This window comes from Psychrobacter sp. PL15 (assembly GCF_035984995.1).
GTDB lineage: Bacteria > Pseudomonadota > Gammaproteobacteria > Pseudomonadales > Moraxellaceae > Psychrobacter.
Genome location: NZ_JAXCIB010000005.1, coordinates 35,337 through 50,618, shown reverse-complemented (window position 1 = coordinate 50,618; position 15,282 = coordinate 35,337). Strand labels below are relative to the sequence as shown.

The 15,282-nt window shown below is 43.4% G+C and carries 12 protein-coding genes; 2 read left to right on the top strand and 10 right to left on the bottom strand.

Going from position 1 to position 15,282, the window contains the following annotated elements; genetic code table 11:
• Positions 1-297: 297 nt before the first annotated feature.
• Positions 298-1,416: an endonuclease/exonuclease/phosphatase family protein gene (locus tag RCH20_RS05895; RefSeq protein ID WP_209958065.1), complete on the bottom strand. Its 1,119-nt coding sequence runs from the start codon at positions 1,414-1,416 to the stop codon at positions 298-300.
• 103 nt (positions 1,417-1,519) lie between these two features.
• Positions 1,520-1,741 (bottom strand): hypothetical protein, encoded by a 222-nt coding sequence (locus RCH20_RS05890; protein WP_327192927.1) that lies wholly within the window; start codon positions 1,739-1,741, stop codon positions 1,520-1,522.
• A 63-nt stretch (positions 1,742-1,804) separates the two neighbouring features.
• On the opposite strand from RCH20_RS05890, the gene asd reads away from it, so the two are divergent.
• Entirely contained in the window at positions 1,805-2,929 is a 1,125-nt protein-coding gene (gene asd, locus RCH20_RS05885; RefSeq protein WP_209959190.1) for an aspartate-semialdehyde dehydrogenase, read from the top strand.
• A 96-nt stretch (positions 2,930-3,025) separates the two neighbouring features.
• Here the strand turns inward: asd and RCH20_RS05880 are convergent, their stop codons facing one another.
• Positions 3,026-3,646 carry an SOUL family heme-binding protein gene (locus RCH20_RS05880; RefSeq protein WP_327192926.1) on the bottom strand — a complete coding sequence of 207 codons (621 nt, stop codon included), beginning with the start codon at positions 3,644-3,646 and terminating at the stop codon, positions 3,026-3,028.
• A 552-nt stretch (positions 3,647-4,198) separates the two neighbouring features.
• Between RCH20_RS05880 and tgt the strand changes: the two genes are divergently transcribed.
• On the top strand, positions 4,199-5,350 hold the full coding sequence (gene tgt / locus RCH20_RS05875) for a tRNA guanosine(34) transglycosylase Tgt (RefSeq protein ID WP_327192925.1): 1,152 nt from the start codon (positions 4,199-4,201) through the stop codon (positions 5,348-5,350).
• Between the two features lie 115 nt (positions 5,351-5,465).
• Here tgt and RCH20_RS05870 read toward each other — a convergent pair whose 3' ends face one another.
• The 7 genes from RCH20_RS05870 to dxr all read right to left on the bottom strand — a co-directional run bounded on the left by RCH20_RS05870 (position 5,466) and on the right by dxr (position 15,250).
• A complete protein-coding gene (locus RCH20_RS05870) occupies positions 5,466-6,818 on the bottom strand; it encodes a sodium-dependent transporter (protein ID WP_209958072.1) in 1,353 nt (450 codons plus the stop codon).
• Between the two features lie 266 nt (positions 6,819-7,084).
• Positions 7,085-7,864 carry an acyl-ACP--UDP-N-acetylglucosamine O-acyltransferase gene (lpxA, locus tag RCH20_RS05865; protein WP_209958075.1) on the bottom strand — a complete coding sequence of 260 codons (780 nt, stop codon included), beginning with the start codon at positions 7,862-7,864 and terminating at the stop codon, positions 7,085-7,087.
• 180 nt (positions 7,865-8,044) lie between these two features.
• A complete protein-coding gene (gene fabZ / locus RCH20_RS05860) occupies positions 8,045-8,572 on the bottom strand; it encodes a 3-hydroxyacyl-ACP dehydratase FabZ (protein ID WP_209958077.1) in 528 nt (175 codons plus the stop codon).
• Between the two features lie 160 nt (positions 8,573-8,732).
• Complete coding sequence (gene lpxD / locus RCH20_RS05855) at positions 8,733-9,749, bottom strand: UDP-3-O-(3-hydroxymyristoyl)glucosamine N-acyltransferase (protein ID WP_327192924.1); 1,017 nt, start codon at positions 9,747-9,749, stop codon at positions 8,733-8,735.
• A gap of 124 nt (positions 9,750-9,873) precedes the next feature.
• Complete coding sequence (gene bamA / locus RCH20_RS05850) at positions 9,874-12,288, bottom strand: outer membrane protein assembly factor BamA (RefSeq protein WP_327192923.1); 2,415 nt, start codon at positions 12,286-12,288, stop codon at positions 9,874-9,876.
• A gap of 263 nt (positions 12,289-12,551) precedes the next feature.
• A complete protein-coding gene (gene rseP, locus RCH20_RS05845; protein WP_327192922.1) occupies positions 12,552-13,928 on the bottom strand; it encodes an RIP metalloprotease RseP in 1,377 nt (458 codons plus the stop codon).
• A gap of 119 nt (positions 13,929-14,047) precedes the next feature.
• A complete protein-coding gene (gene dxr / locus RCH20_RS05840; RefSeq protein ID WP_327192921.1) occupies positions 14,048-15,250 on the bottom strand; it encodes a 1-deoxy-D-xylulose-5-phosphate reductoisomerase in 1,203 nt (400 codons plus the stop codon).
• Positions 15,251-15,282 lie beyond the last annotated feature (32 nt).

Here is a 15,282-nt window from a genome sequence, read left to right as displayed (position 1 = left end):
AAAGAAAAGCCCCGAACCTAGGGCAATGGGCTCGGGGCTTTAGCGTTTCATATTGTTATTATTATCTTGTCTTCCATGGCGACTTATCCTAAGTCATAAACAGTAACCTATAAGACAGTGGGCTGACCTGTGCTTGTATTGCTACTGCCTCAACACTGCATCCTTGCCTATCCTTGTGTTGATGAGGGTATTGTATGGCAATCGCTGTGGCGCTACTAGACGCTAAAGACTCTATTTTATGTACGCATTTGCTTACAGACACTACCTTATCACCTATATTGACCACTTTTACTAAAACTACTGATTTTCCGCACGATCTTTTGAGACTTTAGATCCTTCTTTTTTACCTTCTTTAATTTTATTTTCGGTCTCTTCGATATCTTCAGCTTGTGCCGTCGGGGCGTTTTCTTGCTGTTTGCTGGTTTGTTCTGGCTCATATTGTAAGGTAGTCAATACCGGAAAATGATCAGAACCAACAGAGGGTAAGCGTTCAATAGCAACTACCGTAAAGCAAGCACTATGAAAGATATGGTCTAACGCCCAGCGTAGCAACGGGTAATTGACATGAAAAGTATTGACAAAATACCGACCAATACGTGGATCTAACAAGCCTGAAATACGTTGAAAGCGACGGGTGGTCTTTGACCAAGCCACATCGTTAAGATCTCCGGCTAATATCGCAGTCTGACTTTGCTCTTTAATGTGACGTCCAACCATCAGCAGTTCAGCATCACGCGTGGTAGATTTATCCGCTTCTGTTGGACTTGGGGGCATCGGGTGTAGACAATATAGCCAAATGATACGGCCACTTTGCAGCCGTAACTGAGTATGGATAGAGGGGATATCATCAATAATTAAGTACTTGACTTCCGGATCTATCAACTCAAGTTTAGAGTACAGATGCATACCATATAGATTGTCTAGCGGTACTTTGACCGTATAGGGGTAATCGGGCTCAATTTGGGTAAGCGCATCCTGCCATTTCTGGTCACTCTCGAGGGTAATTAATATGTCAGGTTGTTTTTGTTCGACCAGATCAACCAAGTCTTGCATTTTATTATTAGGGGTAAGGACATTAGAGACCATAATTTTGAGGTGATTTGCCTCCCCTTTTGGTTTTTTTTTGGCGTGCTGTACTTCCTTTTTCCATAGCTTGGTGTAAGGCAATACCATTCTGAGCTGAAAGGCCAATGCCATGCTTAAGATAATAAATAACGCCCACTGCCCAAGCTGCCACTGCGACCAAAATAGCAGCATTGCGAACCACGCAATAATACCAAGCACCAAGAGTTGGATACGCGGAAAATCAACGCTACGTACCCACCAGTTATCCAATGGTAGCCAGCCCCAAATTGTTATAAAGGCAATCAGCCCTGCCAGCAGCTGTACGCCATAATATAGTAGGGAAGAATCCATAAAATCTATAAACCTATTGTCAAGTTAATTACCGAATCTATAGCCAATCGTAAGCATTACAATCAAAACTATAATAACTCTATTTTAGCAGCTGATGCTTACTTTAGCATTTCACGCGCCAATCACCTACTGCTAGCCCTTGATTAGTATGAGCTGTCATCAAAACATTACAATAACCACCTAGGTAGTCCAATCCTTCAACAACCATTTTAACCAGATCAAAACCCTTGTGGTTTGATAACCTAAAGTTATGGTAAACATAGTTAATATTGATTAAAAACGGGCTAAAATTATTCAAAACGCCTTGCTTTTTATGGTTATTCACGGCATTGTCATTGGTTGGTAAAGCAATAAACAACTGTAAATAGGATAACGTTTCATGAGTAATTTGACAGTAGGCTTGGTAGGCTGGCGCGGGATGGTAGGATCGGTACTGATACAACGTATGCGTGAAGAAAATGACTTTGACAAAATGACACCGGTGTTTTTTTCGACCAGCAATACAGGTGGCGATGCCCCAAGTTTTGATGGCATTAACGCAAGCCAACTAAAAGATGCTCATGATATTAAGGCACTAGCCGCTTGTGATGTGGTTATCACTTGTCAAGGTGGCGATTATACCCAAAAAGTACATCAACCATTAAGAGCCAGTGGCTGGCATGGCTATTGGATTGATGCGGCGAGCACGCTACGGATGGAAGAGGATAGTATTATCATTCTTGATCCTGTCAATCGTAAGGTTATCGATAGCGCGCTTGCTAATGGCAAAAAAGACTTTATCGGTGGTAACTGTACGGTATCACTTATGCTGATGGCAATTGGTGAGCTGTTTAACAGAGGCTGGGTAGAATGGGTCAGTGCCATGACTTATCAAGCGGCAAGCGGCTCAGGTGCGAATAATATGCGCGAGCTAATTAATGGTATGGGCATACTACACGATGCTGTAAAAGATGAACTGGCTGATCCTGCCAGCGCGATACTAGAAATTGATAAAAAAATTGCGCAAACTCAACGTTCAGCTGATTTTCCTAAGCAATATTTTGGTGTGCCATTAGCAGGTAGCTTAATTCCATATATCGACTCACAACTAGAAAACAAACAATCACGCGAAGAATGGAAAGGTGGTGTTGAAACCAATAAAATTCTTGGTAATAACCAAGAAAATAACATCGCCATTGATGGGATGTGCGTACGTGTTGGTGCCATGCGCTGTCATGCCCAAGGCTTAACTATTAAGCTGAAGCAAGATATCCCATTAGAAGAAATCGAAGCGGCGCTAAAAAACAGCAGTAACCAGTGGTTAGATGTGGTCGAAGATGACAAAGAAGCGACTATGAACCGTTTAACGCCAGTAGCCGTTACCGGCACGTTAACCGTTGCTATTGGCCGGCTACGCAAGCTTAATATGGGCGGTGAATACTTAGGTGCATTTACGGTTGGTGATCAGCTGTTATGGGGCGCCGCTGAACCCTTACGCCGGATGCTAAACATCATTCGCGAGCAAAACAGCTAGGCCATTTTATTCTTGAGAACATTTCTGTTTTAAAGACCAATAAAAAAGACAGCATTTGCTGTCTTTTTTATTGATCATATAAGTGAGTAAGAACAATCACTTTTTCTGATAGGCAATCATAATCTCATTACGACGCATGAATGGTAGAGTCCACGGTGGATTGTAACGTGCCAGCTCGGGTGTGCCTGTAATCGTTAAGTCTTGCTTTTGTACCCATGACTGCAATTTTTTGGTTTTGTCTGCGACTTTTTTAGCACCTGCTAATCCTGAGAACTTAATTACTGCATAAGTTTTTACCGGCAACTCAGTAATCGTAATATCTGGGTTATTTGGCTTGGGCAGCGTTTGCATGGTGTAGTTACTAGGCATGATAAATTGTACTCGCCACTGGTCATTACCCTGCTGTGCTTTTTGCGTCATTACTGGTGCCGTCATAGCAATTTTTTGCGAGTTACCCTTGTCATCGCCACTTTTATCGGTAGTCTTCTGTTGCGGTTGCATCATCACCGGAGCAGTCATGCTAATTTTACTGCTGTTGCCATTTTCAGCCGTATTGTTACCAAAAATGTAGCCCGCTAGCGTTTTAAACCCTTGACGACTGGCAGCATCTTGATCGCCTGTGACCCAAGTTTGTGCGACGATTTGTGCATCGTAACGGCGCAGTTCAAAGTCTTCGCTTTGGGTCAAAATTGTATAACTGGGTTCTTCAGTGGCCATAGCAACTCCTGGTATCCATAATAAACTACTGATTAACATGGGCAGCACAATCTTCATAATTTGTCTCCGCAGACGAATAACGATGTTATTGTCAGGTTGATCTAAATTCGGGTTGATCTTAATAACGTTTTGTCTAATGCAGTCCTTTAATAAGGCTGTCCATTAAAATAATGACTTATTAATCTACTTCACACTTTATCAGGCATTAGGCACTACTGTCTGTGCTTTTTCAGTATAAATTAAAGCATAGTGTTTGCTATAGCTAGTTCAAAATAAAATAGCTACATTTGTATCAACGTGCTACTGGTATAAATTTTTCTTGCTCGCTGTTCGCACGCGTGACAGAGGCTGCGAAAAAGCCATAACAGCAGCCCTGTGTCGTTTTTAAATTGGATTGACTATATGAGTACGGTTGATCCGCTGCCTTTGAATTTAAATGCAATACGAGATACACACTCAACATAGTCAGCAGACTTTAAACATCCGCACCCAAAAAATACCTAGCAATGCTATAATTAGCGCCATTTTCATAGCTTAGATAGTGACTATCATATGCAATTTACTCTACATAGAACAGCCAGCGGTGAAACGCGAGCACGCCGCGGCACGGTTCACCTTAATCATGGTGAGGTACAAACCCCTGCCTTTATGCCCGTTGGTACTTACGGCACGGTCAAAGGCATGCTACCCCGAGATATCGAAGCTATCGGTGCTGACATTATTTTGGGTAATACCTTTCATTTATGGTTGCGTCCGGGTACCGATATTATTGATAAGTTTGGCGGTCTGCACAAATTCATGCATTGGGATAAACCAATCTTGACGGATTCAGGCGGATTTCAGGTATTTAGTTTAGGTGCCATGCGTAAAATTACTGAAGAGGGCGTACATTTCAAATCACCCATTGATGGCGCTAAGGTGTTCTTGTCACCTGAAAAATCCATGCAAATTCAGTACAGCCTGAATTCTGATATCGTGATGCAGTTTGATGAGTGTACGCCCTACCCAGCCACTCATGATGAGGCAAAGACATCTTTAGAGCTATCACTACGTTGGGGGCAGCGTTGCCTGGATGAACATCAAAATCTTGGCAGTACCAATGCCTTATTTGGCATTATCCAAGGCGGTATGTATGAAGACCTGCGTCGACAGTCACTTGAAGGTTTACTCAATATTGGCTTTGATGGCTATGCGATAGGTGGCCTATCAGTTGGTGAGCCTAAAGATGAGATGATGGAAGTCTTAGACTATATCCCAGATGCCATGCCTGCAGATAAGCCACGCTACCTGATGGGGGTCGGTAAGCCTGAAGATATTGTTGAAGCTGTTCGCCGCGGGGTAGACATGTTCGACTGTGTTATGCCGACTCGTAACGCTCGTAATGGTCATTACTTTGTCACTGGTAATGCGGATAACGTGGGTATAGTACGTATTCGTAATAGCCAATATCGTAATGATGAAGGTTCGTTAGATCCTGAATGCGATTGCTATACCTGTCAAAATTTTAGCCGTGCTTACTTGTATCATCTTAATAAATGTAAAGAGATGCTGGCTGCACAGTTAGGAACCATTCATAATTTGCGCTACTACCAGCGTTTAATGATAGGTATCAGAGATGCTATTGAGCAAGATTGCTTCGATCAGTTCGTCACTGAGTTTTATACTAAACGTGGACAAGAAGTTCCCGAGTTAACGTTGCGCTAATCGCTTTTTATTGCTAATTTTACTAAATATAGATATGAAAAAAGGGCTTAAGATATATCTTAAGCCCTTTTTTATTCCACATATCTATTGAAGTTAATCAATGAGGTTAGCAGTTTTAACCAATTAAGGTCGCGACAAAAACCACGATCACAGCGATTGGCGCTACAAACTTAGCGACAACCTGCCATACCTTCCAAGCACCATTAGACAAGCCAAGCTCTTGCTGGATACTATTTTGATCCATTTTCCAAGCAAAGAAGATGATTCCTGCAAGACCAGTCAATGGCAACAAGAATTTGCTGGTAAGTTTATCTAGAGCGTCAAATATACCGTTGCCCATGATCGTAAAGTCAGCCCATAGGTTGAACGACAATAGTGCGGCAATACCTAATAACCAAATTACCGTACTAGCAGCAATAGTCGACATGGTACGACCCATCGATGTGCGCTCTTCTAAAAACTCTACTGTAGGCTCAAGTAATGATATCGATGAAGTTACTGCAGCAAAAGTAATTAACAAGAAGAATAAAGTACCAATAATAACGCCGCCTGCCATGCTACCAAAGGCAATCGGCAAGCTGACAAAGATAAGCCCAGGACCTGAAGCAGGATCGAGACCATTGCTAAAGATAATCGGGAAAATAGCTAGGCCAGCAGCTAAAGCAATGACTGTATCTAAAATCACAACTGTTCGTGCTGTTTTGAGTAAGTTTACTTCACGGCCTAAATATGAACCGTAAGCAACCATGATACCCATACCAATAGAGAGCGTGAAGAAGGCATGACCTAACGCCGCCAACATAACATCACCTGTTAATTTGCTCAGATCAGGAGCAAACAAATAATTAACTGCCTCACCAAAACCACCATTTACTACGTTATAACCAACGATAATAAATAGAATAATACCTAATAATGGCATTAAAATCTTAGCAGTAGTCTCAATTCCGCGAGTCACACCAATGCCCACAATTAATGCGGTAACGATCATAAATATAGTATGCCAGATAGTCAACGTACCAGCTGATGCTAGCATAGCATCAAAGGTAGCGGCGACGGCATCGCTATCTTGTCCTGCAAAGCTACCGGTGCCTACTTTAGTAATATAGTTGAGCGCCCAACCACCGATGACACTGTAGAAGGATAGGATTAAAAAACCACCTAGAATACCAGTGGCACCAATAATACCCCAACTGCGCGATTTGCCTTCTTTTACCGCCACATCCGTAAAGCTATTGATAGGATTTTTCTGTCCACGGCGACCGATCAACCACTCGGCAACCAGTACGGGAAAACCAACCAATGCGATACAAAATAGGTAGGCGATAACAAAGGCTGAACCACCACTCTCCCCAACCATGTAGGGGAATTTCCAAATATTTCCTAAGCCAACTGCTGATCCCACTGCCGCGAGTACAAAGCCAAAGCTCGAGCTCCACTGCGCATGATCTTGTTTGTTAATAGCCATTTTGCCGTCCTTGTACTTTTTTTAATATTGTCTGTAGTCAGAGATTGTTATCTTAAATAGTACTTAACCGCTGAAGCTATTTAACACTGTACAATGTGACATGCTTAGCAACATTAAGAAAGAATTGTTTACAATTTTATAGATAATCAGTTTCTGCTAAGCGCTTTAAAAAGTCAAGTGTTCATAAACACAAAAAGCCATAACAAATAGTTATGGCTTAATGAGAAACGTATGTTTTTATATGTTAAGAGTAAAGAGGGTAAGTTTTAGCGGACAACACCACGTTTACTCTGCTGTAAAGAGTCAATTAATAGCTGAATTTTAGGTTCTTTCGGTAACAGTTCTTCTTGTAGTACCGTAAGTGCTTGTACCGTCGTTAAGCCAGATCTAAAAATAATACGATAAGCTTGGCGTAAAGTATCAATAGTTTGTTGCGACCATTCTTTACGACGCATCCCTTCTATATTAAGGCCATGCACGTGCGCTGGGTTACCCGATACCATAGTAAAAGCCGCGACATCTTTTAAGATTAAACTGGCTCCTCCTACCAAGCTATAATCATCAATCTTACAGAACTGATGGATGCCCGAGTTGCCACCAATAATCGTGTGATCACCGATAGTAACATGCCCTGCAATACCGACATTGTTGGCCAATACATTGTGATCACCAATTAGGCAATCGTGAGCAATGTGAGTGTTTACCATCAGCAGATTATGACTACCAATCTTAGTCAAGCCCCTGTCCTGTGATGTCCCACGATGCAGACTACAAGCCTCGCGAATATTATTGTAATCGCCTATTTCCAGCCAAGTTCGCTCGCCGGCATATTTTAAATCCTGTGAGTCTTCGCCGATACTGGCGAACTGATAAAATTGATTGTGCTTACCAATACGAGTGAGCTTTGTCACTACTACATGCCGATGCAAAATCGTATGCGCACCGATCGTCACCTCATCACCGACAATACAGTAGGGTCCAATGATTGCAGTTTCATCGATCTTAGCGGATGGTGAGATGAGTGCTGTGTGATGGATCTGACTCATAATTCGGGCCTTTGTATCATGTAATGCGAGTAAATGGTAAAACAAAATACCTGTGATTAAAAATACCTACGATTAAGCGGTCTGACGACTACTGCTGACAGTAATATTAACCTTTTATGTAAAATTGTGATGAGTTCTGAACTTTAGCACAATTTATGATAATAAAGGCAATGCTATGCATTATCGATGATCAGACTTTGGTTGTTCTTGACGAGCAATCATTACTTGCGCGCTGGCGGCAAGCTCATCTTCGACGTGTACCGTACAATCAAACTTATAAATACCACGCTTTTGCATCACAGTTTTTGCGCGGATTATCAGTTGATCGCCAGGAATGACCCGTCGTCTGAAGCGAACTTTATCCACACCTGCAAATAAATATAAATAGCCGTCTTCTGCGGTCAGTCCAGCACTAATGAAACCCAGCACCCCTGAGACTTGAGCCATAGACTCTACCATTAGCACCCCAGGCATAATAGGCTCACCAGGGAAATGCCCATTGAAAAACTCTTCATTGATAGTAACGTTCTTAATACCAGTGATGCATTCGCCAGGCTTGCAAGCTGTAATCTTGTCTACCAGCATGAATGGATAGCGATGCGGTAGATAATGTTTAAGCGTATGGTAGGTTAACGGTAACGTCAAACCTTGTTCAGATAAGGTTTTGATGTCTGCATCATTTAAAGTATCGAGATCGGTGCTGCTCATAACGGAGCTTCCTTGCTATTTTTATAGACTATTGATTTATAGGCTATTAGTTTATAGGCTACTATCGCTTGCTTTTGATAATAATATGCTACATTGCTAATAGCATAACTTTATGTTGTGCGTTTTTTATTCAGGGGCAATAAGGCTATTCCTGACAGAACTAGTTATGGCCCAATTGGCGGAAACGTACTGCTGCTCGGCGCCAATTGGCTGTTGGCATCGCGGTTGTTCCTGAAGAGTATGAACCAGCAACTTTTATCGACTTAGTCACCATGGTCATACCGGACAAAGTCACATCGTCTGTGATCTTAATATGACCCGTGATTCCAACAGCACCACCAATAATACAACGCTTGCCAATAGTTGTACTGCCAGCGATACCAGTGTTAGCCGCGATAGCCGTACCATCACCGATATGGACGTTATGTCCTACCTGTACTAAGTTGTCGATAATAACATGATTGCCTATCACGGTATCCTCAATCGCACCGCGATCAACACAGGTATTACTACCGATTCGTACATGGTCACCAATGATCACCCGACCAAGCTGAGCAATACGCTCCCAACCACTAACACTAGGATTTCGCGTTGGCGCAAAGCCAAAGCCTTCAGCTCCTATACTCACTCCAGCATGCAACCGAACATGATTACCGATAATGCAATCATGTCCTACCACTGCTTGTGATTTAAAGACACAGTCAGCACCGATATTGGTATGCGCCTCAATCACCACATGCGAAGCCAAAAAGCTACGGTCACCAATGTGTACCTGTTCACCAATCACACAAAAAGGCCCGATACTAACCTGTTCGCCAATGACTGCACTATCGGCAATCACTGCTGTAGGATGAATACCGCTGACGGACGAATGACGGGCAAACATCTGACTACCACTAGCATAAGCCAGATAGGGCATTGCAACTACTAATGCCAAAGACCCCTCTGGTACTTGCTCATAATATTGCTCAGTAACCAACACCGCTCCTGCCCGACTACTAGCAAGACTGGCTATATAGTGAGGGTCAGCCAAAAAAGTTAGCTGCGTATGCTCGGCATCAGTCAAGCTACCGACGCTGTTTAGGCTCAAGCACAACTGGGCAGCGCTGAGCCCAGTTTTATTCAATACTGGCTGACGCTGCTCAATTTGGGATATAAGTTGCTCAATCGTTATCATAGTTAACGCTAATATGATTAATACAAGTAAGACCAGCACTAAGCTCAGACATCAGCTTAGCGACCTATTAAAATAAAAAAATTGAAATAATACAGTCGAACTAACAACAAGTCCAGATTATAATTTAGAACGTGCTACCAATTTGGAACTGAACTTTCTCAGTCTCATCGCCTTCTTTATCACCAATAGGCACAGCATAGCTGAGCGAAATCGGTCCAATAGGTGTAAACCAAGTGAGACCGACACCAGCACTAAAGCGTAGTTTATTATCTTGAGTGAGCAACGGTACACCAGTATCGTCACCACTTACTGGATCAATAAAAGTGCGATCTTCTCTGTCAGTGGTATCAAATACTTGTCCGCCTTCAGCGAACAGCACTGGACGCACTTGATCAGCCCAGTCGCCTTTAAATGGCATGGGTAAAATCAATTCCGTACCAAAACTAACTAGGGCATTACCACCAACCTCTTCGTCACGGAGACGGTCGGTACCCGTAATGGCATCATTATAGCTTTTCGATCTAGGACCAAGGGTCGAGGCTTCATAGCCCCGTACAGAACCATAACCACCCGCGTAGAAATTCTCATAGAAGGGCAAGTCGTTACCATAACCAATTTTGGTGTAGCCGCGTGCTACCAAATCTTTAAACAATGGCTGATACACGTTACCACGGTAAATTAGTTTTTGATAACTCGCATCACCAAACGCCAGAGTCGCATCTACGTTGTGACTCATACCTTTGGTCGGAAATACCGGACGATCTAAGGTACTATAGTCCCAACCTAATAGCAGGTTATAAGTCATATAATCGTTTTTAAAACCGGTACGTCCTTCAAACTCATCAGTAAATTTTTCGAACGAACCGCCGTCATCAACAATCTGCTGCACGTTAGAGACACCCAATCGACTACCACCGCGTATTGACGTGTTATCAATATTTATACCCGCACTGACTCGCGTGGTCTCATCGACCGGATAGCCATAGTTTAACGTGCCGCCATAAGAGTCGGTAACGAAGTTACTAACGTTTCTATCATCGAACTTGGTTTCACGATAATAGGCGCTAACGCCTTGTGACACACCATTTTCAGTGAAGTAGGGATCGGTATAGCCAAGGCTATAGGAGTCGCGGGTTTCTGAACGTGACAAGGCCGCTTGGACTCGATTACCGGTACCCATAAAGTTATTTTGGGTCAGTTCTAACTGGAAGGTGACACCGCCACTTTGGGAGAAACCAGCAGCAATCGTTGAACTACCAGAAGGCTGTTCTTCAACGGTATAGTTGACATCGATTTGATCAGGCTGGTTGGGTACAGGCTTGACGTCAACGCTAACAGTTTTGAAAAAGCCGGTACGGAGTAGACGCGTGCGTGACAGCTGGATTTTTTCGTTAGAAGAAAGCGCACCTTCTAATTGACGCATTTCACGGCGTAGCACTTCATCTTGCGTCCCTAAATTACCACTAAAATTGATACGGCGAACATAAATAGGACGCGCAGGGTCTATAAAGTAGTCTATATCGACCACTTTAGTCTCATCATTAATGCGTGGCACAGGACGAATCTGAGCTAGATAGTAGCCTTCATTGCCATAACGGCTTTTGAGCGCCGCGGACGTCGCATCAAGCTTGGTTTGTGAGTACTTGTCATTGGGTGCAAAGGTAACGAGCTCTTGTAGCTCATCAGTATCAAATGTTGGCTGACCTAAGAAATTAACATCGCCAAATTGATACTGCTCGCCTTCATTTAGGCTAATTTCGATAAATACACTGCGCTTATCTTCACTGATATTAAGCACGGCGTTATCAACGTCAAAACGCACATAGCCATCGTTTTGGTACAGCGCTTTTAAGTTCTCTAGACTCGCGGCCAGTTTTTCTTTGGCATAACGATCAGACTTAGATAGCAGGCGGGTCCATGAGGATTCTTTTACCGCAAACACGTCCTTAATCTCAGAGTCGCTAAAGTGCTGGTTGCCAATGATATTAATATCAACGACTTTAGCAGGCTTACCTTCGACAAAACGCACGTCTAATTTGACCCGGTTACCATCAAGCACAGTCTGGTCGACTTCAATATCGCTATTGTAGTAACCTTGGCTGATATATTGCTGTTGTAGCTCATTAGCCACGCCTAGTAAGGTCGACTGCTTGAGCACTTCACCTACCGATAGACCGGCATTTTTGAGACCTTCTGTCAGCCCCTCTTTAGGGATAAGTTTATTGCCTTCAAAATTTACTTCGCTAATAATTGGGCGCTCAGTAACTTCAAAGCGCAGTTGGCTGCCTGCCACTCGACTTTGGATATTAGCAAAATTATCAGTGGCATACAGCGCTTTAATACTTGCTGCCAGACTGCTATCAGTAACCGTGTCACCGACCGAAATAGGCAAGACCGGATAGAGACTATCGGGAGTTAGACGTTGCAGACCAGTAAAAGCAATATCGGTTACCACAAATTCTGCGGCCTGTGCCGAAACACTCATCATTGCTACAACTAACGGCAACCCAGCCGCGCTCATAAATAAAGGCGTACGCATAAACACTATCCGTCAATAAAAAACTTGCTTAAGTTAAGTTAAAAAGCACTGTTTGTCTAGCCCAATTAATGCGGAGTCTGTAACTCAATCATGGGTGACTCAGAACACTCTATATAAAACCCATCATAAAATAAACTAAAAATTACTACTGGTACACCACTGGCGCCATAGGAACGGCACAATATAAGACTAACAATCAAAACCCTATCCCCACGTAGCCATTAGTGTATCGCGCCTTTCCCTATGAGTCATGTCGCACTCAATTAAAATAGCCTACTAATATCATTACCAATCGCTAACACCATGAAACCTACCAGCAAGAGTAAACCAATATTCAACCCAGCGATTTGTACCCCTTCAGAAAGTGGCTTACCACGAATGAGCTCAATCACGTAATATACAATATGACCACCATCCAACACCGGAATAGGCAGCAGATTCAGCACCGCAAGGCTCAGGCTGATTAAGCCGGCGGTAGATAGCACCATCTCCCAACTAATATCAAAACTTTGTTTAGCGACTTTTGCAATGGTAATGGGACCAGATAGATTATCAAGACCAATCGTACCTGAAAGCATTTTCCCCATTGAGCTTAAAGTCATCACAGCAAGCTGTTCAGTCTTCTCAAACGATTTAACCAGTGATTCACCAGGGCCATAAACTACCGTCGTTTTATAGGCATCAGGGATGATGATTTCGGATTGTGCAACCATAGCACCAATTTGTCCATAATCGTTACCCAAATTGTCTTTTTTACCTTGCGGCATTATTTGTAATTGTACTGACTTATCATTACGCAGTACGGTGAAGTTCAGTAAGGTCTCAGGGTTGTCGCGAATGAGTCGAGTGGCACTAATCCAATCGGTTACTGCAATACCATTAATAGCAGAGATTTGATCGCCAACTTGTAGACCTTGAAGACTGGCGGCACCATCAGCCGTCAGTTCACCAATCACTGGTGCAATCTGCGGCTGCCATGGTAACATTCCAAAGCTACTTAAAGCATCCTTACCTTGCGCATCACCTTGCATAAAGCGATTGACTGGTGCTTGGTAAGTCTTTAGATTCTCAGCAGAACCTGTAAGCGATTGCAGAGTAATGCTGACGTTGTCGGTCTCACCCATACGTCCTGCTAGACGGTAATTAATCCCTTCCCATGTCTGTACTTCGTGACCATCAATAGCGACAATCTTATCACCAGCCGGAAGTTGGGCTATTGCCGCTGGCGTATCGGGCAATATACTGCCAATCTTGGTCGCTAGCTGCTCAGACGGGGTCATAAACAATACCCAGAATAGCGCAATAGCGATAATAAAGTTCATGATAGGACCAGCAGCAACAATAGCGATTTTCTTCAGTGGATGCTGGCGATTAAAAGCCAAATGCTGTTCGTGCTCTGCTACTTCACCTTCGCGTTCATCCAGCATCTTGACGTAACCGCCGAGCGGTAGCATCGAAATACGATAGTCAATACCGCTACGCTTACTGGTCCAGCCAGTAAGCTTGGGGCCAAAACCGATCGAGTATGTCAGTACCTTTACGCCGCACAGGCGTGCCACGATATAATGACCCCACTCATGCAAAGCAATCAGAGGACCTAGGACAAAAATTGCCGCCAATAGCGTTAATAAAAACGTCATCACTACCCCTCATTACTGTTTTAATCAACATTTTTGATATTTGATATTTGATAGACGTATTTTACAGGAGATTATGCTATAAAAGCTTGTTTTATCTAGACCTACTGAGGCAATATTTTTTAGACAATATTTGCAATGATAGCATTGGTATAACGCCGTGCTGACGCATCAAGCGCTAATATGTCTTCAATGTCTGCATCAGCACCTAACAGAGGTGCCTGTGATTGACTCAGCGCTTGCTCATTAATATCTGCAATGTCAGTCAGGCGTACTTGACCGGCTAAAAATGCCGCGACTGCCATTTCATTAGCAGCATTGAGCACAATAGTTGCCTGCGCCCCCGCTTGCATCGCTTGACGTGCCAATTTCAGACAGGCAAATTTTTGTAGATCTGGCTTAATAAAGGTTAAATTACTCAGCGCATATAGGTCTAACGGCTGCGAGCCACTATTAATACGTGCAGGATAGCTTAACGCATGCGCGATTGGGGTCTTCATATCTGGACTGCCAAGCTGAGCTAAAAAACTGCCATCGCTATATTCTACCATTGAGTGAATAATACTTTGTGGGTGAATAACCACATTTATCTTATCTTCTGGCAAATCAAATAAGTGACAAGCTTCTATCAGCTCTAAACCTTTATTCATCATGGTCGCAGAATCAACAGATATCTTTTGTCCCATTGACCAGTTAGGGTGCTTGATCGCTTCGGCTACCCCCGCTTGCTGCATTTGCTCAAAAGATTGATTCAAAAATGGGCCACCAGAAGCGGTTAACCACAACTTACGCACACCGTGACTAGGGTTGTGAATCTGGGTGTTATCCTGTTGAATAGCAGATGGCAAACACTGAAAAATAGCATTGTGCTCAGAGTCGATCGGCAGCAAGGTCGCATGATGGGTCTTTACAGCTTTAATCAGCACTTGTCCTGCCATAACCAACGCTTCTTTATTGGCCAGCAAGATACGCTTACCAGCCCGCGCTGCTGCTAATGTGGATGACAAGCCAGCCGCACCGACAATAGCTGCGACTAGGGTATCCGTCTGCGAGTCAGTAGCAATATCTATCAGACCCGCCGCACCGCCCACCACATCAATACGCAAACCTGCATCACTAAGTCGCTTAGCAAAATCGTCAACTGCTATCATGGGGACGCAAACACGCTGAGGCTCAAACTGCTGACAGAGTGCAAATAGCTTATCTAAACGCTGATAACCGGATAAGGCGTAAACCTCATGGTCTTGAAGCTGCGTTGCCAGAATTGCCAAGGTACTATCGCCAATAGAGCCTGTTGCGCCTAATACGGCAATGCGTTGCGTCATAACTATTCGTGCCCATGGTTTTATGAAAGATT

Coding starts and splice junctions, on each gene's coding strand:
- RCH20_RS05895 (WP_209958065.1), bottom strand. CDS start 1,416: ATGGATTCTTCCCTACTATATTATGGCGTACAGCTGCTGGCAGGGCTG.
- RCH20_RS05880 (WP_327192926.1), bottom strand. CDS start 3,646: ATGGCCACTGAAGAACCCAGTTATACAATTTTGACCCAAAGCGAAGAC.
- tgt (WP_327192925.1), top strand. CDS start 4,199: ATGCAATTTACTCTACATAGAACAGCCAGCGGTGAAACGCGAGCACGC.
- RCH20_RS05870 (WP_209958072.1), bottom strand. CDS start 6,818: ATGGCTATTAACAAACAAGATCATGCGCAGTGGAGCTCGAGCTTTGGC.
- lpxA (WP_209958075.1), bottom strand. CDS start 7,864: ATGAGTCAGATCCATCACACAGCACTCATCTCACCATCCGCTAAGATC.
- fabZ (WP_209958077.1), bottom strand. CDS start 8,572: ATGAGCAGCACCGATCTCGATACTTTAAATGATGCAGACATCAAAACC.
- lpxD (WP_327192924.1), bottom strand. CDS start 9,749: ATGATAACGATTGAGCAACTTATATCCCAAATTGAGCAGCGTCAGCCA.
- bamA (WP_327192923.1), bottom strand. CDS start 12,288: ATGCGTACGCCTTTATTTATGAGCGCGGCTGGGTTGCCGTTAGTTGTA.
- rseP (WP_327192922.1), bottom strand. CDS start 13,928: ATGACGTTTTTATTAACGCTATTGGCGGCAATTTTTGTCCTAGGTCCT.
- dxr (WP_327192921.1), bottom strand. CDS start 15,250: ATGACGCAACGCATTGCCGTATTAGGCGCAACAGGCTCTATTGGCGAT.